This window comes from Streptomyces sp. NPDC047081 (genome assembly GCF_040643775.1).
Taxonomy (GTDB): domain Bacteria; phylum Actinomycetota; class Actinomycetes; order Streptomycetales; family Streptomycetaceae; genus Streptomyces.
Genome location: NZ_JBEYUY010000013.1, coordinates 226,003 through 244,674 on the forward strand (window position 1 = coordinate 226,003; position 18,672 = coordinate 244,674).

The window sequence follows — 18,672 nt, forward strand, 5'->3', positions numbered from 1 at the left end:
CTCAGACCAGTTGATAGCCGCGGAGGTTGGTGAGCAGCAGGTAGGTGTCCTGCAGGGAACCGGAGGTGTCGCCGAGGGAGCGGTAGATGCCCCACTTCGGGCGCACCCGGTCGGCCAGGAAGGTGTCGACCCCGGTCTTGGACGCGTCGATCACGGTCGAGCCGCCGGACTTGAGGATCCAGCGCACCGAGCCCGCCGAGCCGTTGCCGACCTTGATCTGGAAGTCGACGTCGGTCCACTTGTCGTGCAGCGGGTCGAGGTCGGTGCGGCCGACGAGGATGTCGTCGATCGCGAGCTTGAGCTCGATGGTCTGCTTGCCGTTCACCCGGCGCAGGGACTGCACGACGATCGGCGAGGTGCCGGTGCCGGGCTGCTTCATCTGCATGATGTGCGTGAAGGTGGTGGTCGCCTTCAGCGAGCTCGGGATGTACATCGAGTAGGTGACCCGCCAGGTCTGGCCCTCGGTCCACTTGAGGTAGCTGCTGCTGCCGGTGCGCAGGCCGGTGACCTCCTGGCGCTGCCGGTCGGTGGAGGTGTCCCGGTCGACCGTGTGCATGTTGAAGCGCCAGTTGTTGCCGGTGGCGAAGATGTGCGGATGCCCGGCCGGGTGCGAGTCGGCACGGTCGTCCTCGACGGTCTCGAAGGCGCCGAGGCCGTCGCTGCTCGCCGAGGGTGCCCACTTCTGCTGCCAGGAGGCGGCGTGGGCCGGGGTGACGCCGGTGAGTCCGACCGCGGCCCCGGCGATGGCGGCACCGAGAACCGCCCTTCTGGACGTGCTCATGACACTAATCACCTCGCAGTTGTTCGTTCATGATCAGGAAGGCGCCCAGGCCGTGGAAGTCGTTGGTGGCCCGGGTGCGGCCGACGTAGTACGCGTAGTCGCCGACGTTCGTGCCGATGGAGATGTCGGCGAGGTCGGTCCGCCCGTCGGAGCCGACGGACAGCTTCGCGAGCACACCCTCGTAACCGCGGCGGGCGACGGCGGCGAAGTGCTTGTCGATGTAGCCCTGTTGGGCTCCGCGCGAGAGGGCGTAGGTGAACATGCTGGAGCCGGAGGTCTCGGTCCAGTTGTCGGAGCGGTCGCCCTTGTCGATCACCTGGAACCAGCGGCCGGTCGCCGGGTCCTGGTGCTTCTCCAGTCCGGCCGCCAGCTTCCGGAAGATGGAGAGGAGTTGCGGCCGCCGGGACTGACTGGCGGGAATGGCGTCCAGGACGTTCACGATCGCCATCGAGTACCAGCCGACCGCCCGGCACCAGTGCTCGGGGGCGAGCCCGGTCTGCGGGTCCGCCCAGCTCACCGTCTTCGACTCGTCGTAGGCGTGCTTCAACAGCCCGTTCGCGACCTGCAGATGGCTGCCGTAGACGTAGAGCTGCTTGGCCGCCTCGTCGTTCGTGTACGCGCTGTCGCCGAACTCCTTGCCGTACTCGACGAGGAACGGGTTCACCATGTAGACGCCGTCCGCCCAGAGTTGGTGGGCGCGGCTGCTGGTGTCGGCGTGCCAGAAGCCGCCGTCGCCGGTGCGCGGGTAGGTGTTCAGGCGGTCGCGGATCTTCTTCGCCGCCTTGCGGTAGCGGTCCTGGCCGGTCTCGTGGTGCAGGATCACCAGCAGGCGGCCGGCCTGCATGCTGTCGAGGCTGTTGAAGGACTGGTCGATGGACCCGTCGCTCTTCACGAACCGGTCGACGTAGCTCTTGATGTACGTGAGGTAGCGGGCGTCGTGGGTCCGCTTGTAGGTGAGGTACTGGCCGTAGAGGTAGAGGCCGACCGGGTAGGACCAGCCGCCGATGGTGCTCGGGGTGTAGCGGGCCATCGTGGAGTCGATCATCGCCACGGACCAGTCGGGGGCGGCGGCCGGACGGCTCGCGACGGTCGGGGCCGCGGCGGCCGGTAGCGGGGCGGCCGCGGGCAGGGCGGCCAGGGTGGCGGTGGCGAGCGCCAGGGTGGTCAGTGCCGTCGGCAGACGTCGTCGTCTCATGGAGCTGCCTCTCGATGGGCGTACACGAGACCGGTGCGAGGGCCTTGCACCAGATCGCGTACGAGGTGGTGGTCGGGGGCGTGCCGGCAGGCCGGGTCGGTGCGGGCGGCGTCGCCGGTCAGGGCGTGGGCCTGGCAGCGGCAGCCGCCGTGGTCGGCACTGCGCAGGGCGCAGCCGCGGCAGGGCTCGGGCATCCAGGACTCGCCGCGGTAGGCGTTGAACGCCTTGGACTCCCGCCAGATCCAGGAGAGTTGGTGCTCGCGTACGTTCGGCGGGTCGAGGCCGGGGAGGGCGGCCGAGGCCGGGCAGGGCAGGACCGTGCCGTCGGGGGCGACCGTGAGCGAGACGGCGCCCCAGCCGCCCATGCAGGGTTTCGCGGTGGCCTCCACCCAGTCGGGCGCCACCCACACCAACTCGACGACGCCGTCGAGGAGTTCGCGTCGGCGGACCACCACGGCACGGGCCCGCTCGACCTGTTCGCACGTCGGCAGCAGGGCCGCGCGGTTGCGCAGCGCCCAGCCGTGGAACTGGGTGTGGGCGAGTTCGATGCGGTCGGCGCCCCAGGCGAGGCCGAGGTCGATCAGCTCGTCGAGGGCGTCGAGGTTGGCGCGGTGCAGGACGATGTTGAGGCCGAAGGGGAGGCCGGAGGCGCGGATGAGGCGGGCGGCGCGTTCCTTGGCCGCGAAGGAGCGGGCACCGGCGATGGCTTCGGAGGCGGCCGGGTCGGCGTGCTGCACGGAGAGCTGGACACTGCGCAGGCCCGCGTCGACGAGCTCCGTCATGCGCCGGTCGCCGAGGCCGACTCCGCTGGTGACGAGCTGGGTGTAGAGGCCGGCGGTGTCGGCCGCGGCGACGATACGGGACAGGTCGCGGCGCAACAGGGGTTCGCCGCCGGAGAGATGGGTCTGTACGACGCCCAGAGCGGCGGCCTGGCGGAACACGTCGGACCACTGGTCGGCGTCCAACTCCCTTGACCGACCGGTCAGTTCGACGGGGTTGGAGCAGTACCCGCAGCGCAGCGGACAGGCGTGGGTGAGCTCGGCGAGCAGCGCCCAGGGAGGATCGACGGTCACCGGAGCCAGCCCTCCTTTCGCAACGCGGCGAGGAATTCCGGGACTTCGCGGGCTACGGGAGCGCCGGGAAACCACGCACCGAGCTCGGCGACGATGTCGTCCACAACCCGGCTCCCGTCGCAGAGGCCCAGGACCGGTCCGGCACTGCCGTGCAGCACGACCACGCGCTCGGGAAGCAGCAGCAGATCGGTGCCGCGTACTTGGTCGTGGCGCAGGACGACGGAACGGTCGAGTACGGGGCGCCAGGTCATGGCGCACCACCGCCCCGGATGCCTCTTGCCTCGGCCTCGGCCCAGATGCCCCGCGCCTCGGCCCCGCCGATGGCACCCCGCGCGTCCGCGGCGTCGACCGCGGCCCGCGCGCCCGCCTCTGTCGGCGCCGGCTGCGTGTCCGCCCCGCCCGTGGTCGGCCGTACGCCCGCCCCGGCTGGCGTCGGCCGCACGCCCGCCCCGGCCACGGCCTCCCTCACACCCGCCCCGGCCACCGCGTCCAGCAACGCCCACAGCACATCGCACTTGAACTCCAGCGCCGCGAGCGCCCGTTCCTGCTCGCTGCGGGTGTGGGCGCGGGCGAGGACCAGCGCGAGAGCCTCTGCTCCGTCGCGGGCGCCCTGGTCGATGCGGGTGCGGAAGTAGGCCAGGCCGGCGGGGTCGATCCAGCGGTAGTGGCGTTCGAAGGCGGCGATGCGGGTGCGCATCAGGTCGGGCGCGGACAGCTCCGTCAGGGACGCGGCGATCGCGTCCAGCGCCGGGCCGAGGCGGCAGAAGTTGACGTAACCCTCGACCGCGAGGCGTACACCGGGCGGTACCCGGGTGCCGCGCCACAGCTCCTCGCGGGGCAGTCCGGCCGCCTCGCCGAGCCGCAGCCAGCGTTCGATGCCGCCCTCGCCCGGGGCCGTGCCGTCGTGGTCCTGGATGCGGCGCAGCCAGGCGCGGCGCAGCTCGGGGCGGTCCAGCTTGGCGAGGATCAGGGCGTCCTTGACGGGGATGTGCCGCTGGTAGTGGAAGCGGGCGGCGATCCAGCGGCGCAGCTCGGCGGGGGTCAAATCGCCGCTGTGCATCCGCAGGTTGAAGGGATGCCGGTCGTGGTAGCGCGCCGCGGTGACGGCGCGCAGCCGCTCGGTGAACTCGTCGGTCCCCCAGGCGGCGGCGCGCTCGACCCGCGCGTGTGTCGCGGTCATGGTGCGGTGTCCGCAGAGCCGGTCAGCGGTCGCCGAGGGCGTACGCGGTGACCTCCAGCGCGGTCTCCACCACCGCATAACCGGGGCTTTGCCAGACCTTTTCATCCGATGTCTGCTCGGTCTCCGGGAGAGGCTGTTCCATCCGGAGGGCGCGCGGAGACGTCTCGTTCATGCGGCTGTACCTGCTTTCCTGAGGGGTGGGGGGTCTCAGATGCCCAGACAGGTGCGAGGCGTTCACATGCTTGCACCGAGTTCACGAACTCGTTCGGTGGCGCGATCCAGAGTTGCGGGAGGACGGGCCTGCGGTCAATGGTCCGGACCGAAGACGTCGGATGCATTTCTGGCCAATGTCGGGTACCCGGCACTGACTCACCGGTCAGTTCCGGTGGATTCTCCCGTCAGGAATGCATCACGGCCCGTGATCGTTGACGATGTGGAGTACCACTTGACGGACAACCGTAAGGATCAAGAGCTCGTGAGCAGCAAGGTCCCCCCGATCATCCTCAACAACGGCGTCGAGATGCCCCAGCTGGGCTTCGGCGTCTGGCAGGTGCCGGACGACGAGGCGGAGCGGGCTGTCGCCACCGCACTGGAGGCCGGGTACCGCAGCATCGACACAGCGGCGATCTACGGCAATGAAAAGGGCACCGGCAAGGCGATCGCCGCCTCCGGCGTCCCCCGCGAGGACATCTTCGTCACCACCAAGCTCTGGAACAGCGACCAGGGTTACGACGCCACACTGCGCGCCTTCGACACCTCGCTGGCGAAGCTCGGCCTGGAGTACGTCGACCTGTACCTGATCCACTGGCCGACGCCGCAGCGCGACAAGTACGTCGACACCTACAAGGCGTTCGAGAAGCTGCACGCCGACGGCCGTATCCGCGCGATCGGCGTCTCCAACTTCGAGCCGGACCACCTGGAGCGGCTGATCGCCGAGACGTCCGTCATCCCGGCGGTCGACCAGATCGAGCTGCACCCGCACCTGCAGCAGCGCGCCGCCCGGGAGTTCCACGCGGAACAGGGCATCGCCACCGAGGCCTGGTCCCCGCTCGGCTCCGGCAAGGGCCTCCTGGAGGTCCCGGCGATCGTCGCGATCGCCCAGAAGCACGGCCGCACCCCGGCCCAGGTGGTGCTGCGCTGGCACCTCCAGCTCGGCAACATCGTGATCCCCAAGTCCGTGACCCCGTCCCGGATCAAGGAGAACATCGAGGTCTTCGACTTCAGCCTGGACACCGAGGACCTGGCCGCGATCAGCGCCCTCAACGAGGACCGACGCCTGGGCCCGGACCCGAGCACGTTCAACGCGGCCTGAGCGCCGCCCGGTCACGACGACACCGGCCCCCGCCGTGCGGCGGGGGCCGGTGTTCTGCTTAGAGCCGCAGGGGTCTCGTCAGTCGCCGCGCACGTCCGTGAAGACCACCTCGAACTCCTCCAGGCCGGTCACCGTCACGTGCGCCTTGGCCGCGCCCTCGTGCCGGGCCTCCGCCTGTGCCCCGCGCGAGGCCACCAGCGACTGCCGGTCCGTGAAGAGGGCCCCGACCAGGCCGCGGCCGCGCTCCCGGTCGACGAGCAGCGAGGTCCTGGCCAGGCCCGCCAGGGTCTCGACGCGGGGTACGACCGTGGCACGGAAGGTGTCGGCGAGCAGATCCGTGTCCATGGGGTCGAACTCCAGCCGGGTGAGCCGGAGTCCGCCGCCCGCGGCCGGCTGCCGGACCGAGTGGAAGACCAGCGCCTCGTAGTTGTCGACGGCGGTCGTCGCCGCGAACGGCTCCAGCAGCGCGCCACGCCTCTCCCGCATGACCTCGTCGCTGTTGCGCCGCGCCTCCTCCGTCTCCCACCAGCTCACGGCCAGCAGTTTGCCCAGCTCCCGGTCGACGAAGATGCCGGCCCCGCGGTAGCCCGGACGCTCTTCGAGCAGGTCCCGCCCCTGCGCGTTCAAGGCCCTCACGGCGGAGTCGATCTTCGCGGGATCGCCGGTCGCGTAAACGGTGCGGACGAACATGACGCCTCGCCTCCCTGAAGCCGGGCGATTTTCCGGAATGTTCGCTATCTCCAGTCTTCTCCTGCGCGGGAGCCGCCGCAATCAGAGCCGGGTTCGAAAAGTCCGTACCAGAGGGGTTGACGGGGCCATGCCGAGGGGACCACCTTGTACGGCACCCGGTCAGGAAACTTTCCTAACAGAAGGGTCCCCCACAGTGCGCATACGAACACTGACCCTCGCCGCGGCCTCCGGGGCCGCGCTGCTCGCCGCCGGAGTGCTCCCCGCCAGCGCTTCCGGCTCCGCGGGACCGGCGTCCACCCAGGAGGGCTCGGTCAGCGCGGCCGACCTGCTCGCCAAGGTGACGTCCTGTTCGCAGATCTCCAACGGCAAGTACAAGACCGACGACGAGACCTCGGCCAACATTCCCGTGTGCGGCAAGAACGGCGCGGTGTTCTGGAAGGCCGACATGGACATCGACTGCGACGGACAGCGCACGTCGAAGTGCAACGAGGACACCGACCCCTGGTACCAGGACGACACGGCGTTCCACCAGTCCAACGGCAAGCCGCTCAAGGCGGATTCACTGCCGTACGTGGTCGTGCCCAGCGCCAGCAGCATCTGGAAGTACTCCAGCGCCGGCATCAAGGGCGGCGGCGTGGTCGCGGTGATCTACAACAACAAGGTCGAGTACGCCGTCGTCGGCGACACCGGCCCCACGAAGATCATCGGCGAGGCCTCGTACGCCACCGCCCAGGCCCTCGGCATCGACAGCAACCCGGAGACCGGCGGCGCCGACTCCGGCGTGACCTACATCCTGTTCAAGAACTCGCAGGTGTCCCCCATCGAGAGCCACAGCGCGGCGGTCACGCTGGGGGACAAGCTGGCGAAGCAGTTCCTGCAGAACAACTGAGCAGCAGTTCCTGGAGAACGACTGACAGGAAGGGCAAACAGACGAGCCCGGTCCCATGCCGGGGGGTGTCGGGCAGCCCGGCCGGCCTTTGCGGGAAGGTCAGTTGGGCTGCCCGATGGGTCGTACGACCACGGTGTTGACGTCGACCCCCTCCGGCCGGCGGATCGCCCAGACGATCGACTCGGCGAGCTGATCCGCCGTCAGGAGATGGCCCGGCGGCAGGCCGTTGCCGTCCCAGAACGGGGTCTCGACCCGGCCCGGCGCGATCAGCGTGACGCCGATGCCGAACTCGGTGACCTGGCGGCGGGTGTTCTCGGCGAGGCCGGTCACCGCCCACTTGGTCGCCCCGTAGATGTTGCCGGGACCGTTCACGAACCCGGCGACGCTGCCGACCAGGACGATGCGCCCCCGGGTCTCCTTGAGGGCGTCCACCGAGGCGCGGATGAGGAGCGCCGGGCCGAGGACGTTGGTGAGAACCATCTCGGTCCAGCCGGCCGGGTCCCCGTCGGCGACCGTGTCATGGGTGGCGAAACCGGCGTTGGAGACGACCGTGTCCAGCCGCCCGAAGGCCTTGAGCGTGCTGTCGACGGCGCTCTGCACGTCCGCGTACTGGGCGGCGTCGCCGACGATGGTCAGGAGTCCTTCCGGTCGGCCGAGTTCCTCGGCGAAGGCCCGCAGCCGCTGCTCGCGGCGACCGGTGACGGCCACCTTGTGCCCGGCGTCGAGCAGCTGCCGGGCAGCGGCGGCGCCGATGCCGGTGGCTCCGCCGGTGATGAGCGCGACCGGGGATCCGGTGCTGGTGGACATGATTACCCCCTGTGTTTCCGACGGGTGTTTCCGTCCGGTGTTTCCGTCCCGTGTTCCCGTGTTCCCGTGTTCCCGTCGGACGGTTGGGAGTGAATCAGTTGAAGCGCTCTCGAAGTCAAGTGCCGCAGGTGTCGCGGTAGGGCACGGACGGCAGGTACCGGCGCCACTCGGCCGTGGTGGCCCCGCCCTCGGCGCGCTCGCACACCTCGGCCACGGCCCGCCCCGGCTGCAAGGGGCTTGTACGATCGGCCAGATGGGGCGTCGCGATGTGCAACTCCCCCGCATCGGCGCCGAATCCCACGGCGAGGACCGGCCCGTCCCCGGCCGGTACGGTCGCCGCGGGCAGCCTGGTCCGGGCCGTCTCCCACACCTGCACGGACCCGTCGCCGTCACTCGCCGCGAGCAGCGCGCCGTCGGCGGAGAACGCCATCGCCGAGTTCACGACGGTGGAACCGGCCGCTCTGAGGACCGCGATCCTGCGCCAGGCGTGCGCGTCCCACAGGGTGAGGCGGCCCCCGACGTCCTCGGCGGCGAGGTACCGCCCGTCGGAGCTGAAGACCGCTCCACGCAGCCAGTCCTCCCCCGTGACCCCGCCGCTGCGCCGCCGGCCGGTGGCGACGTCGACGAGGGTGCCCTCGTCGGTGACGGCGGTGCGGCCCGTGGCGTCGACCCCCGCGGTCGCCGTCCTGTTGACGACCGGGGGCTCGTGGTACGTCACGGGCCGACCGCGCGTGTCGAACGCCGCGTGGGCCACCGCCTTCGCCCGCCATGCCGGGCCCGCCAGCCCGTGCAGCGACAGCGCGTGTACGACATCGGTCCGCCCGCCCTCGCGGTAGCGCAGCACGCCCGCCGCCGGGTCGAACCGGAAGTCGCCGATCGTCAGACTCGCCGCCCGGTAGGTGAGCAGAGGTTCGCGCGCGCTGTCGTCCGCCGGGGCCGGGAGGTCCGTACGCCACAAGGAGAAGGAGCCGGGGGTCCAGGCGAGGGCGTAGGCGCCGTGGAAGACGACCGCGTTCGCGCCGCCCGCGAGGGGTAGCCGGGGGCGTTCGCGGCCGGTGCGGAAGTCCCAGGTCACGATGCCCGCGGGGGTGGCGCCCGCGACGGCCCCGCCGTCGGGGGTGAAGACGACCTCCTCCGTCTGGCACAGCAGCCGTTCGGTCTCCCGGGGCGGGTGGGTGGCGACGAGCCTGCCCGCCGCGAAGTCCAGCACACGGAGCTTCGTGTCGTCGTTGCCGCACCAGGCCAGGTGGCGCTGGTCCGGGCCGAGCATGGGCAGCGGGCCGTCGTCCTCACCGTGCTCGTAGCGGTACCGCACGCGCTGCCGGTCGACGTCCCACACCTCCAGGATCATGCGGTCGCCGCCGGGGTCGTGGGCGAGCCGGCTCGCGAGGTAGGCGTGTCCGCCGGGCCCGAACCGGCCGCCCGCGTCCGCCCGTTCGCCGGTCCTCAGCCGCCGGGTGCTGCCGTCGGCGAGCCCGCGGACGATCGTGTCCCTGCCGCCGGGCGCCGTCATGGCGATGAGCCGGCCGTCCGCGCTGACGTCGATCACGTTCTCGGACAGACCCGCGATGTGCACGGAACGGATCCGCCGGTGCGTGCGCACGTCCCACTGCGCGGCCCGGTCGTGCGCGACCGACGTCAGCACCCGGCCGTCTTCGCTCAGCCAGGAAGGGGCGTTGAGGGCGCGGCCGCCCTCCTCGGGCCGGCTGAACACGTCCTGCTCGCTCTGCGCCGCGGCCGTGCGCAGGGCCGCCCGCGTCTCGGGCAGGTCGGCGGTGCGCCAGGCGGCCAGCGCGAGGCGCATCGCGGTGCGCGGCTCCGACTCCCGCAGCGTGTCGGTCAGCGCGGCGATCCTGCGCGCCTCGGCCTCGTCGCGCTGACGGGCGTTGACCCCGCTCTGCCGCCAGGCGACCAGACCGGCCACGACGGCGACACACAGCAGTACGGCGAGCGACCCGGTGAGCGACCGCATCCGCCGAGCGGCCCGGGCCGCGGTACGCCGCCCCTGCTCGTGGGCGCCGACGCTCGCGGCGAGGAAGTCCCGCTCGAGCCGGTTCAACGCGGCGCCGCCTTCAGGAAGCCGATTCAACTCCCCGTCGCCTTCAAGAAGCCGGTTCAACTCCCCGTCGCTCTCTGGAAGCCAGCTCAACTTCCCCTCGGCTCCAGGCACTTGGTCCCCGAAGGCTTCCCGCGCCTCCGTCAGCCGTATCCCCCGGTACAACGCACCCGCGTCCCGCCCCAACTCGGCCCAGGCACCGGCCGCTTCGGTGAGTCGGCGGTGCACGCGCAGCCGTTCGCGGTTCTCGTCGATCCAGGTGCGCAGCCGCGGCCAGGCGGCGATGAGGGCCTCGTGGGCGAGGTCGACCGTGTCGTCGTCGACGGTCAACAGACGTGCACTGACCAGGCGTTCAAGGACCCGGGCGGTCGTCTCGTCGGCGTCCAGCTCGGCACGGGCGGCCGGGCGCCGGGTGTCCTCCGTGCCCTCGCCGGGCTTCACGAGGCGCAGCAGCAGGGCCCGTACGGCAGCGGCCTCGGCGGGCGTGCACTCGCCGTAGACCGCCTCCGCGGTGTGCGCGACGGCGCCCCGGACTCCGCCGACGGCCTCGTACGCGGCGAGGGTGAGCGTCTTGGCGGTGCGGCGCCGCCAGACCTCGCGCAGGGCGTGGGCCATCCGGGGCAGTCCGCCCGGTTCGTCGGCGACGTCCGCGACGACACGGGCGGTGAGGACGCGCTCGACGACATGCCGACGTGCGGCGGCCGGTCGTACCACTGCTTCCCTCAGCCCCTGCGCCGGCATCGGCCCGACGAGGAGCGTGGCGTCCCGCAACGCCTCGGCGAGGGGCCCGAGTTCGGCGCAGCGGCCGTAGAAGTCGGCGCGTACGGCGATCAGGACGCGCAACCGCGAGGCCGGGTCGACGGCGTTGAGCAACTGCCGTAGGAACAGGGCGCGTTCGGCGGGGTCGGTGCAGAGGGTGAAGACCTCCTCGAACTGGTCGACGACGAGCAGGGTTTCACCGGGGGCGTCGTGCGGGGTGAAGAGGGCGGCGTGGGTGCGGGCGGGATGCGGGCCCGGGGTGAGGAGGCGGATGGCCGCGGGGCTCGAGGCGGTGGCGGGCGTCTCGCGCAGTGCCGGTATCAACCCCGCCCGCAGCAATGACGATTTGCCGCTCCCGGACGCCCCGACGACGGCCGCGAACCTTCTGCGCGCGATGAGTTGGAGCAGTTCCGCGGTGAGGTCGTCGCGGCCGTGGAAGTGCTCGCCGTCGGCGGTCCCGAAGCGGGCGAGGCCGGGGTACGGGCTGTCGGTCTCGTCCGTGTCCTCCGCGGCCCGGGCGTCGGAGGCCTCGGCAACCGCCTCCCGCAGGCGCCGAGTCCACTCCTCGGGGTCGCCGTCGCACGCGGTGACGTAGGCCGTGAGCACCGGCGCACTGGGCAGCCGCTCGCCACCGGCCGCGGCGGCGAGCGTGGGTGCCGAGTAGCCGGCCCGCAATGCCATCGCACGGTAGGTCGGACTGCCCGCCTCGTCACGCAACTTCCGCAGCTCATAGGCGAACCGCGGTACGGCCCCGTCCCCCGGATCCAGCGGTTTCTCCCGGCGTCCCATGCGCGTCTCCCCCTTCGCTCACGGTCGCTCCACACGCTAACAACCGCCCCGCCGTTTTGTTGTGCGCGCCGGATCGGGGCTGCCCAACAATCCCCTGACCTCTGGACTCGTCGGTGCACGCCCGAACTCGCGCCCACCGCAACGCACCGGAGCCGGCCATCACCACCACCCACGCACCCGGACGAGTCCTCTCACCCGTCCGCCCTCCGCGCACCCGAACCGCGACCCCGGCGTCACGCGCCCCCGCGTACGTCGTCCTCGTCCCCGTGGTGCTGTCCCTCGCCCTCGGCCTGTGGGGCGTCCGCCGGGGCGGCACGATGTGGCGCGACGAGGCAGTGACATATGACATAGCACTGCGCCCCCTCCCCGGCCTCTGGGCAACGCTCGGCCACGCGGACGCCGTCCACGGCCTCTACTACCTCCTCATGCACGCCCTGTTCGAACTGTCCCCCGGAGCCGACCCCCTACTGGTCCTCCGGCTCCCCTCGGTCCTGGCGACCGCCACCGCGACCGGCACCCTGGCCCTCCTGGCCCACCGCCTCGCCGGCCCCCGCGCGGGCCTTCTCTCCGGCGTCGTCTTCACGCTCCTCCCGCCGGTGCAGCGCTATGCGCAGGAGGGCCGTTCGTACGCGCTCGTGTGCGCGCTGGTGGTCTGGGCGACGTATCTGCTGGTACGTGCGGTCCGCGTCCGTACCGGAAAGACCTGGCTCGCTTACGGCGCCGTAACCCTGGTCGCCTGTCTGCTGCACGAGTTCGCCGTGCTCGCCCTGACCGCGCACTTCGCGGCCCTTCCCGGACCTGCCCGCCGGGCCGGGGCACGCGCGATGACCGGTGTCTGTGTCTGCCTCGCCCCACTGGCCCTACTGAGCACGCGCCAGACCGACCAGGTGGCGTGGATCGGCGGAGTGGGAGCCGGTGCGCTGCTGGGGTTCGGCGGGGTGACGGTGCTCGGGGTGGGGTGTGCGGTGGTCCTCAAGCGCGCACCCCTGACCGCCCTGGCCCTCCCCCTCCTCGTCCTCCCACCCCTGCTGCTCCTCCTGCTCTCCCTCGCGAAACCGCTCTACGTGGACCGTTACGTCCTGTACGCCCAGGCCGGACTGGCCCTGCTGGTCGGCGCCGCGCTCGACCGGCTGGTCCGCGCGGGCGGGCGGGCCGGATTGGTCGCCGTACTCACCGCCGTAGCCGCCGTGCTCGCGCTGTTGCCCGTGACGCTGCAACTGCGCACGGCGCAGAGCCGTACCGACGACGTCACGGCGGTGGCCGAGGCGGTGCGGGCCATGGGGCGCGACGCGGACGGGGTCGTCTACCTGCCCGCCCGGCGCCGGATCTGGTCGTTGCCCGACCCGGGCCCCTTCCGCGGCCTGCGCGACCTGGCCCTGGACGGCGCTCCCACCGCGTCCCGCACGCTGTACGGCACGGAGGTCCCCGCCCCCGTGATCCGCGCGCGCATGCTGGCGACGCCCAGGATCGTCGCCCTGCGCGACCCGGCGGGGCAGCCCGTGGACCGGATCCCTGGGGAGGCGGTCAAACGGCAGGTACTCGCGCGGTACTTCGTGGAGTGCGGGACGCGGCGGGTGCAGGGGGCGCGGGTGACGGTGTACGCACGCGCCGGGCACTGTCAGTAAAGGTGCCTGTCAGTAAGCCTGTCAGTAAGGGTGCCTGTCAGACGCTCCGCACAGCCGTATGCACCGTATGCGCCGCCAGCACGAACACGTCCGGCCGGTGGTGGACGCTCGCCTTGTCGTCGGGGTCGACCAGGCGGTCGAGGGTGGCGCGGTCCTCGGGGTCGAGGTGGTCACCGAAGCCGTCGCGGAGGCGGGTGAGGGTGGCGGCGACGTAGGCGCGGGCGCGGTCCTTGGCCGGCGCGGGCAGGTCGAGCAGGAAGGTGCGGCTGCCGGTCGGCCGCAGGCCCGCGGCGGTCATCAGCGCGGGCCAGTCCTCGGTCTCGGCCACGCTGCCCGGCAGACTCGCCCGCATCTCGGCGAACCACTCCTCCTCCAGCGCGTCGAGCCGGGACTGCAGACCCGGGCGGCCGATGCCGATGTCACGCGGCAGGAAACGGGAGGGCAGTCCGCCCTCCATGATGGCGAGGGTGCCGCCGGGGGCGAGCCGCTCGGCGAAGGCGGCGAGAGCGGCCCGCTGGTCGCCGAGGTGGTGCAGACTGCGGCTGGCCCACAGCAGATCGGCCGGGTAGTCCAACTGGCCCAGTGCGTCCGGCAGTTCACCGGCGATGGTGCCGAAGCGGTCGCCGACGCCGAGGCGGTCCGCGCGGGCGCGGGCCCGTTCCAGGAGCGGCTCGGAACCGTCGACCGCGACGACCCGGGCGCCCGGGAAGGCCTCGGCGAGCAGACAGGCGACGACGCCGGGTCCGCTGCCCGCGTCGACGATCAGTCCGGGCTCGGTCTGTTTGTCGGTCAGCCAGGCCATCGCCCGCTCGTACAGGGAGGTGAACAGCTCCGCCTGGGACTCCAGCAGCGGGGCCATCTCGGCCCAGTCGATGTCGGTGTGGTCGTGGGTGCCGTGACCGTGCGTGCCGTGGCCGTGGCCGCTGTGGTCGTGATTGCCGTGGTCGTGATGTCCGTGCGCCATGCTGGTCAGCCTCTCGTCCGGGTAGCCCCAGCGTGCTCCGACGCACCGGGGATGGGCCAGCACTGTTGCCGGGACGGCAAAAACCGCCGGCAAAAAAGTGGCGGCACCAGACGTGACGACGAGCCGAGAGCGCGACGATAAATCGGATGCGCCAGGTGCGACAGCTCCCCCACGATGGCCCGATGGACGACGGGATGGTGGAGACGTTCCTCGAGGACGGGTTCGTCAAGCTGGAGGGGGCGTTCCCGCGGCGGGTCGCCGAGGACTGCGCGCGACTGCTGTGGAAGGAGACGGGATACGACCCCGAGGACCCCGCCACCTGGAAGGACCCGGTGGTCCGGGTGGCCGGGATGGCGCAGGGCCCGTTCGCGGCGGCCGCCAACTCCCCTGCCCTGCATGAGGCGTTCGACCTGCTGGTGGGTGAGGGCCGCTGGTTGCCGCGCTATTCACTGGGCAGCTTCCCGCTCCGCTTCCCGCACGAGGAGGAGCCGGACGACGCGGGCTGGCACATCGAAGGCAGCTACCTGCCCGAGGGCGAGAGCTGGTACTTCACCAACCTCCGCTCCAGGGACCGCGCCCTGCTGATGCTGTTCCTGTTCAGCGAGGTCACCGAGGAGAACGCCCCGACCCGCATCCGCGTGGGCTCCCACCTGGACGTCCCCCCGCTCCTGGAGCCGTACGGCGAGACCGGCGTCTCAGGCCTCAAGATCGCCCAGGATCTGGCCGAGGCCTCGGCCCACCGCCCCCTGGCCCTGGCCACGGGCAGCCCCGGCGACGTCTACCTCTGCCACCCCTTCCTGGTCCACGCGGCCCAACCGAACCACGGCAGCACTCCTCGCCTCATGGCCCAGCCACCCTTGATGCCGGCGGTCCCCTACGACCTGAACCGCCCCGACGGCAATTACTCGGCAGTGGAATGGGCAATCCGCCGGGGCCTCAAGAACTGACCCCGGCGAATCCCGCGCCCCAAAGGGGCGCTGGACTGCATCGATTTGCGGCTCCGCCGCGCGGGCGCGACCAGCCACACACAGCCCGCAGTCCGAATCGCGGCGCAACCTACAACGGCGGGTAGGCGTTCTGCATCAGCTGCTGGAACTGCGCCGAGAACCAGTGCCCCGACAGCGGAGCGTTCGGCAACGCACCGGACATGTTGTTCCCGTTCCGCGCATTACCCGTATACGTCGGGTCGCACATCCGGTCGAACCCCTTGCCCTCGTCGTTGGGAATCGCGGAGCTGGACCCGTCCGACTCCCCCGGCGGCTTCATCCACACATACGCGTCGATCCCGGTGGCCGGGTTGGCCTGAGGCCGCTCACCGAGACCGGCCCCCGACTGGTTGCACCAGTTCCCGACATGGATCCGCCGGTCGTAGCGCCCACCGTCGACATACGCGTCCACACTCGTCGTCGGACCAGGCCCCGCAGGGCGCGCCGTACCGCCCCACCCGTTGCGGGACGTGTCGATCAGCATGCCGATCCCGGAGTTGAAGCCCACCGACACCAGCTGGTTGCGGAAGGCCTGGGCGTACGACAGCTCGTCCACGTACCGGTTCCAGTCCACCCACTTCGACTGCCGCACGGACGTGCCGTTGACGGAGTCGTTGATGGTGAAGTTGTTCTCCTTCAGGGCGCTGTAGTTCGCCGTGTTGGTGATGAACCCCTGCACGTCGTCGACGGTCGCGCCCTCACTGGTCGCAGCCTGCTTGAACAGCGTGGCGGAGGGCGCGAAGTTGTCGTCCCAGCCGAGCCAGCCGTGGTGGCCGGCGTCGATGTAGTTGTAGACGTTGGGGATCGCGCCGAGCTTGGCGAGCGCGTAGCCGACGCCCTTCACGTAGTTGCCGTTGGCGAGCATGGTGTCGCACGCGGCCGTGGCGGTGGCCCGACTGCCCGTGTTCGTCACCAGGTTGGGCAGCGAGTCGATCTCGATCGTCGTGACGATCCGCAGCGAGCTGTACTTGCTGTCGGCGAGGATCGCCGCGATCGGGTCGATGAACTGCGTCTTATACTTGTCGATCTCCGTCGGCCCGAGCTCGCCGTTGGAGGCGAGCGCCGCGCAGTCACGTCCGGGCAGGTCGTAGATGACCAGCTGGACGACCTCCTCGCCGCTGCCCTTCTGCGCGAGCGCCGCGTCGAGGTGGTCGCGCAGGCCCATGCCGCCGCTCACGCCGTTGATCGCGGCGATGCGGTCGAGCCAGACGCCGGTGGGCTGGTTGGAGACACGGGAGCCGCCCGGTTCGGCGGCGGCCTTCGCGGACCACTCGGGGTTCACGTACACCTTGGCACCGGAGTACGGGTTGTCGACGCGGCTGCCGGTGCCGCCACCGCCCCCGCCTCCCCCACCGCCGCCGCTGCCACCGTCGTCGACGTTGCAGGTCACCCCGTCGAGTGTGAAGGAGGCCGGGACGGCGTTGGTGCCGCTGTAGGTCCCGTTGAAGCCGAAGCTGACCGAACCGCCGGTCGCCAGCGTGCCGTTGTAGGTCTCGTTGCTCGCGGTGACGTCGGCGCCGCTCTGGCTGATCTTGGAGTTCCAGTAGCTGGTGACCTTCTGGTTCCCGGCGTACGACCACTTCACCGCCCAACTGCTCTTGGCGGCGCTGTTGTTGGTGACCGTGACGGCCGCGGTGAAGCCGGAGCCCCAGTCGTTCTGCACCTTGTAGTCGACGGTGCAGGGCACGGCCTGGATGCCGACGTCGCCGGGGACGACGGCCGTCGCCGTCCCCGCGGTCCCGGCGACCAGCGCCAGGGCGGCGAGTATCGCTGTTCTGGTACGACTCATGAGTGCGGGTTTCCTTCTCCGTTGCGGTGATTACGGGTTGATGGCGCGCAGATGGTCACGCAGCCCGATGCCGTACGACGTGGGGGTTCCGTCGTAGTCGGAGATCAGGGAGGGACCGGAGGAGCAGTCCCAGGTGTTCCAGGTCCAGCCGAGGTAGGAGAGGCCTCGGTCGTCGAACCACTTCATGACCTGGTCGACGAACCCGTGCGAGCAGGTGTTCTCACCGATCTCCCCGGCCACCAGCGGCACCTGGGCCGCGACCGGGGCGAGCGTGGAGTTCCAGCAGCTCTCGTTCGCGCAGGTGTTGAAGTTGTAGACGTGGTACGCGGCGACGAGATTGCCCGTCGGGTCGGTGGGCTTGTACGTCAGCCACTGGCTCAGGTCGTTCGAGTACGCCAGTCCGCCGGCCATGACGACGTTCTTGGCGCCCGTGCCGCGTACGGCGTCGACCAGGTCCTGCATGCCGGCGACCTCGTAGCCGATGCCCGGGCAGGTGCCGCCGTCCTTCCAGCACTGCCACGCCTGGGTGGTCGTGGCGGTGGCCCGGTCCGGGTAGGGCTCGTTGAACAGGTCGAACACCACGGCCGGGTCGGCCTTGAAGGTGCTCGCCACCGAGGACCAGAACGACGGCGTGTACTGCGCGTCCGGCATCGGCTTCTGGCAGCTCGCGTGGACGTCGGAGCAGCCGGCCGAGTTGCCCGTGTACTGCCCGTAGGTCCAGTGCAGTTCGACGATCGGGGTGAGCCCGTGTGCCTCGACCCGGGCGACCAGGTCCTTGACGGCGGCCACGTAATTGGCACCGCCGTACTCGGGCTTGATGTTGGAAAGCCCCAGCCAGCACTCCTCGTTGAGCGGGATGCGGACCGTGTTGGCCTTCCAGTCGGCGATCGCCTTGATCGCGGCGTCGTCGACCGGCCCGTCCCAGATGCCGTAGCCCTGCACGCACATGAACTCGCCGCCGGACCGGTTCACGCCGAGCAGCCGGCGCGTCTTGCCGTCGGCGTCCGCGAGCTTGTCGCCGGAGACGTGCAGTGCGGGTGCCGTACCCGTCGACGGCGGGTCCGTCGGGGTGGGCGACGGCTCCGAATCGACGTTGCACGTCGTCCCGTTGAGCCTGAACGACGTCGGTACGGCGTTGCTCCCCGACCAGGAGGCGAGGAACCCGGCACTGACGCTCGCGCCCGTGGCGAGCGGGCCGTTGTAGCTCTCGTTGGCCGCGGTCACCGTGGTACCGGACTGGGACCACTTGGCGTTCCAGCCCTGGCTGAGCTTCTGGCCGTTCGCGAAGTCGAAGCTCAGGCTCCAACTGCTCACGGCCGCCATGTTGTTGGTGATCTTCACAGCACCCTGGAAGCCGTTGTCCCACTGGCTCGTGACGGAGTACTCCACCGAGCAGGCGGGCGCGGCTCCCTGCGCCGTCACGACCGGAATAGTCATGGACCCGACAAGACCGATCCCGCCGGCGACGACTAAAAGCATTGAACGCGGGGGGTGTCGCATGAGCGACTCCTTGCAGCTCAGGCGCGTCGTGACAGACGCGTCGACTGATGGAATCGCTCCCACTGGTGTCAACGAAGCTAGCGCCAAGTGACAGCAAAGGACAGGGGGGTCACAGACTTTCGCTGACTTTCCCTCAGCTAAAACGCGTCGAATCTTTTCGACTCTTCAAGCACCTTGACCGCCCCTACCCCCGTCTCCACTATGGGAGCGCTCCCACTGGTTCAAGGCTTGTTGCTCCTCCCCTCCCCCCACTTCTTGTCCCGAGCCGCAAGGAGGA

General features: G+C 70.8%; 15 protein-coding genes and 1 pseudogene. 4 read left to right on the forward strand and 12 right to left on the reverse strand.

Annotated elements, in window-relative coordinates; translation table 11 throughout:
- Position 1: 1 nt before the first annotated feature.
- The 6 genes and pseudogenes from ABZ848_RS25660 to ABZ848_RS25685 form a co-directional block, all read right to left on the reverse strand.
- Positions 2-781, reverse strand: coding sequence for a Tat pathway signal sequence domain protein (locus ABZ848_RS25660; protein ID WP_360835569.1), 780 nt, complete (start codon positions 779-781; stop codon positions 2-4).
- A 4-nt stretch (positions 782-785) separates the two neighbouring features.
- Positions 786-1,976 (reverse strand): glycoside hydrolase family 88 protein, encoded by a 1,191-nt coding sequence (locus tag ABZ848_RS25665; protein ID WP_360835571.1) that lies wholly within the window; start codon positions 1,974-1,976, stop codon positions 786-788.
- The gene (gene pqqE / locus ABZ848_RS25670; protein ID WP_360835573.1) at positions 1,973-3,049 is read right to left on the reverse strand and encodes a pyrroloquinoline quinone biosynthesis protein PqqE; all 1,077 of its coding nucleotides are present in this window, start codon (positions 3,047-3,049) and stop codon (positions 1,973-1,975) included. Before pqqE ends, ABZ848_RS25665 begins: the two co-directional genes overlap by 4 nt.
- Positions 3,046-3,300 carry a pyrroloquinoline quinone biosynthesis peptide chaperone PqqD gene (gene pqqD / locus ABZ848_RS25675; protein WP_360835575.1) on the reverse strand — a complete coding sequence of 85 codons (255 nt, stop codon included), beginning with the start codon at positions 3,298-3,300 and terminating at the stop codon, positions 3,046-3,048. Before pqqD ends, pqqE begins: the two co-directional genes overlap by 4 nt.
- Positions 3,301-3,521: 221 nt before the next feature.
- Positions 3,522-4,229 (reverse strand): annotated as a pseudogene (gene pqqC, locus ABZ848_RS25680) (pyrroloquinoline-quinone synthase PqqC); the annotation flags it as partial.
- 22 nt (positions 4,230-4,251) lie between these two features.
- On the reverse strand, positions 4,252-4,371 hold the full coding sequence (locus ABZ848_RS25685) for a pyrroloquinoline quinone precursor peptide PqqA (RefSeq protein ID WP_360835665.1): 120 nt from the start codon (positions 4,369-4,371) through the stop codon (positions 4,252-4,254).
- Between the two features lie 333 nt (positions 4,372-4,704).
- On the opposite strand from ABZ848_RS25685, the gene ABZ848_RS25690 reads away from it, so the two are divergent.
- On the forward strand, positions 4,705-5,541 hold the full coding sequence (locus tag ABZ848_RS25690) for an aldo/keto reductase (protein ID WP_360835577.1): 837 nt from the start codon (positions 4,705-4,707) through the stop codon (positions 5,539-5,541).
- A 78-nt stretch (positions 5,542-5,619) separates the two neighbouring features.
- Here the strand turns inward: ABZ848_RS25690 and ABZ848_RS25695 are convergent, their stop codons facing one another.
- On the reverse strand, positions 5,620-6,231 hold the full coding sequence (locus ABZ848_RS25695) for a hypothetical protein (protein ID WP_360835579.1): 612 nt from the start codon (positions 6,229-6,231) through the stop codon (positions 5,620-5,622).
- 193 nt (positions 6,232-6,424) lie between these two features.
- Between ABZ848_RS25695 and ABZ848_RS25700 the strand changes: the two genes are divergently transcribed.
- Complete coding sequence (locus ABZ848_RS25700; protein ID WP_360835581.1) at positions 6,425-7,120, forward strand: glycoside hydrolase family 75 protein; 696 nt, start codon at positions 6,425-6,427, stop codon at positions 7,118-7,120.
- A 99-nt stretch (positions 7,121-7,219) separates the two neighbouring features.
- Here ABZ848_RS25700 and ABZ848_RS25705 read toward each other — a convergent pair whose 3' ends face one another.
- Together ABZ848_RS25705 and ABZ848_RS25710 are read right to left on the reverse strand one after the other, a co-directional pair.
- A complete protein-coding gene (locus tag ABZ848_RS25705; RefSeq protein ID WP_360835583.1) occupies positions 7,220-7,927 on the reverse strand; it encodes an SDR family NAD(P)-dependent oxidoreductase in 708 nt (235 codons plus the stop codon).
- Between the two features lie 115 nt (positions 7,928-8,042).
- A complete protein-coding gene (locus ABZ848_RS25710) occupies positions 8,043-11,531 on the reverse strand; it encodes a hypothetical protein (RefSeq protein WP_360835585.1) in 3,489 nt (1,162 codons plus the stop codon).
- 113 nt (positions 11,532-11,644) lie between these two features.
- Between ABZ848_RS25710 and ABZ848_RS25715 the strand changes: the two genes are divergently transcribed.
- Positions 11,645-13,156: a glycosyltransferase family 39 protein gene (locus ABZ848_RS25715; protein ID WP_360835587.1), complete on the forward strand. Its 1,512-nt coding sequence runs from the start codon at positions 11,645-11,647 to the stop codon at positions 13,154-13,156.
- Positions 13,157-13,193: 37 nt separating this feature from the next.
- Here ABZ848_RS25715 and ABZ848_RS25720 read toward each other — a convergent pair whose 3' ends face one another.
- Positions 13,194-14,120 (reverse strand): methyltransferase, encoded by a 927-nt coding sequence (locus ABZ848_RS25720; protein WP_360835589.1) that lies wholly within the window; start codon positions 14,118-14,120, stop codon positions 13,194-13,196.
- Positions 14,121-14,302: 182 nt separating this feature from the next.
- Between ABZ848_RS25720 and ABZ848_RS25725 the strand changes: the two genes are divergently transcribed.
- Positions 14,303-15,067: a phytanoyl-CoA dioxygenase family protein gene (locus tag ABZ848_RS25725; RefSeq protein ID WP_360835591.1), complete on the forward strand. Its 765-nt coding sequence runs from the start codon at positions 14,303-14,305 to the stop codon at positions 15,065-15,067.
- Between the two features lie 109 nt (positions 15,068-15,176).
- Here the strand turns inward: ABZ848_RS25725 and ABZ848_RS25730 are convergent, their stop codons facing one another.
- Complete coding sequence (locus ABZ848_RS25730; protein WP_360835593.1) at positions 15,177-16,895, reverse strand: glycoside hydrolase family 6 protein; 1,719 nt, start codon at positions 16,893-16,895, stop codon at positions 15,177-15,179.
- A 30-nt stretch (positions 16,896-16,925) separates the two neighbouring features.
- Positions 16,926-18,395 carry a cellulase family glycosylhydrolase gene (locus ABZ848_RS25735; RefSeq protein ID WP_360835595.1) on the reverse strand — a complete coding sequence of 490 codons (1,470 nt, stop codon included), beginning with the start codon at positions 18,393-18,395 and terminating at the stop codon, positions 16,926-16,928.
- Between the last annotated feature and the right edge of the window lie 277 nt (positions 18,396-18,672).

Excerpts from the sequence above, each read along its gene's own strand:
- ABZ848_RS25705 (WP_360835583.1), bottom strand. The coding sequence starts at position 7,927 with ATGTCCACCAGCACCGGATCCCCGGTCGCGCTCATCACCGGCGGAGCC.
- ABZ848_RS25730 (WP_360835593.1), bottom strand. The coding sequence starts at position 16,895 with ATGAGTCGTACCAGAACAGCGATACTCGCCGCCCTGGCGCTGGTCGCC.
- pqqD (WP_360835575.1), bottom strand. The coding sequence starts at position 3,300 with ATGACCTGGCGCCCCGTACTCGACCGTTCCGTCGTCCTGCGCCACGAC.
- ABZ848_RS25660 (WP_360835569.1), bottom strand. The coding sequence starts at position 781 with ATGAGCACGTCCAGAAGGGCGGTTCTCGGTGCCGCCATCGCCGGGGCC.
- ABZ848_RS25665 (WP_360835571.1), bottom strand. The coding sequence starts at position 1,976 with ATGAGACGACGACGTCTGCCGACGGCACTGACCACCCTGGCGCTCGCC.
- ABZ848_RS25735 (WP_360835595.1), bottom strand. The coding sequence starts at position 18,395 with ATGCGACACCCCCCGCGTTCAATGCTTTTAGTCGTCGCCGGCGGGATC.
- ABZ848_RS25685 (WP_360835665.1), bottom strand. The coding sequence starts at position 4,371 with ATGGAACAGCCTCTCCCGGAGACCGAGCAGACATCGGATGAAAAGGTC.
- ABZ848_RS25720 (WP_360835589.1), bottom strand. The coding sequence starts at position 14,120 with ATGGCGCACGGACATCACGACCACGGCAATCACGACCACAGCGGCCAC.
- ABZ848_RS25710 (WP_360835585.1), bottom strand. The coding sequence starts at position 11,531 with ATGGGACGCCGGGAGAAACCGCTGGATCCGGGGGACGGGGCCGTACCG.
- ABZ848_RS25725 (WP_360835591.1), top strand. The coding sequence starts at position 14,303 with ATGGACGACGGGATGGTGGAGACGTTCCTCGAGGACGGGTTCGTCAAG.
- ABZ848_RS25695 (WP_360835579.1), bottom strand. The coding sequence starts at position 6,231 with ATGTTCGTCCGCACCGTTTACGCGACCGGCGATCCCGCGAAGATCGAC.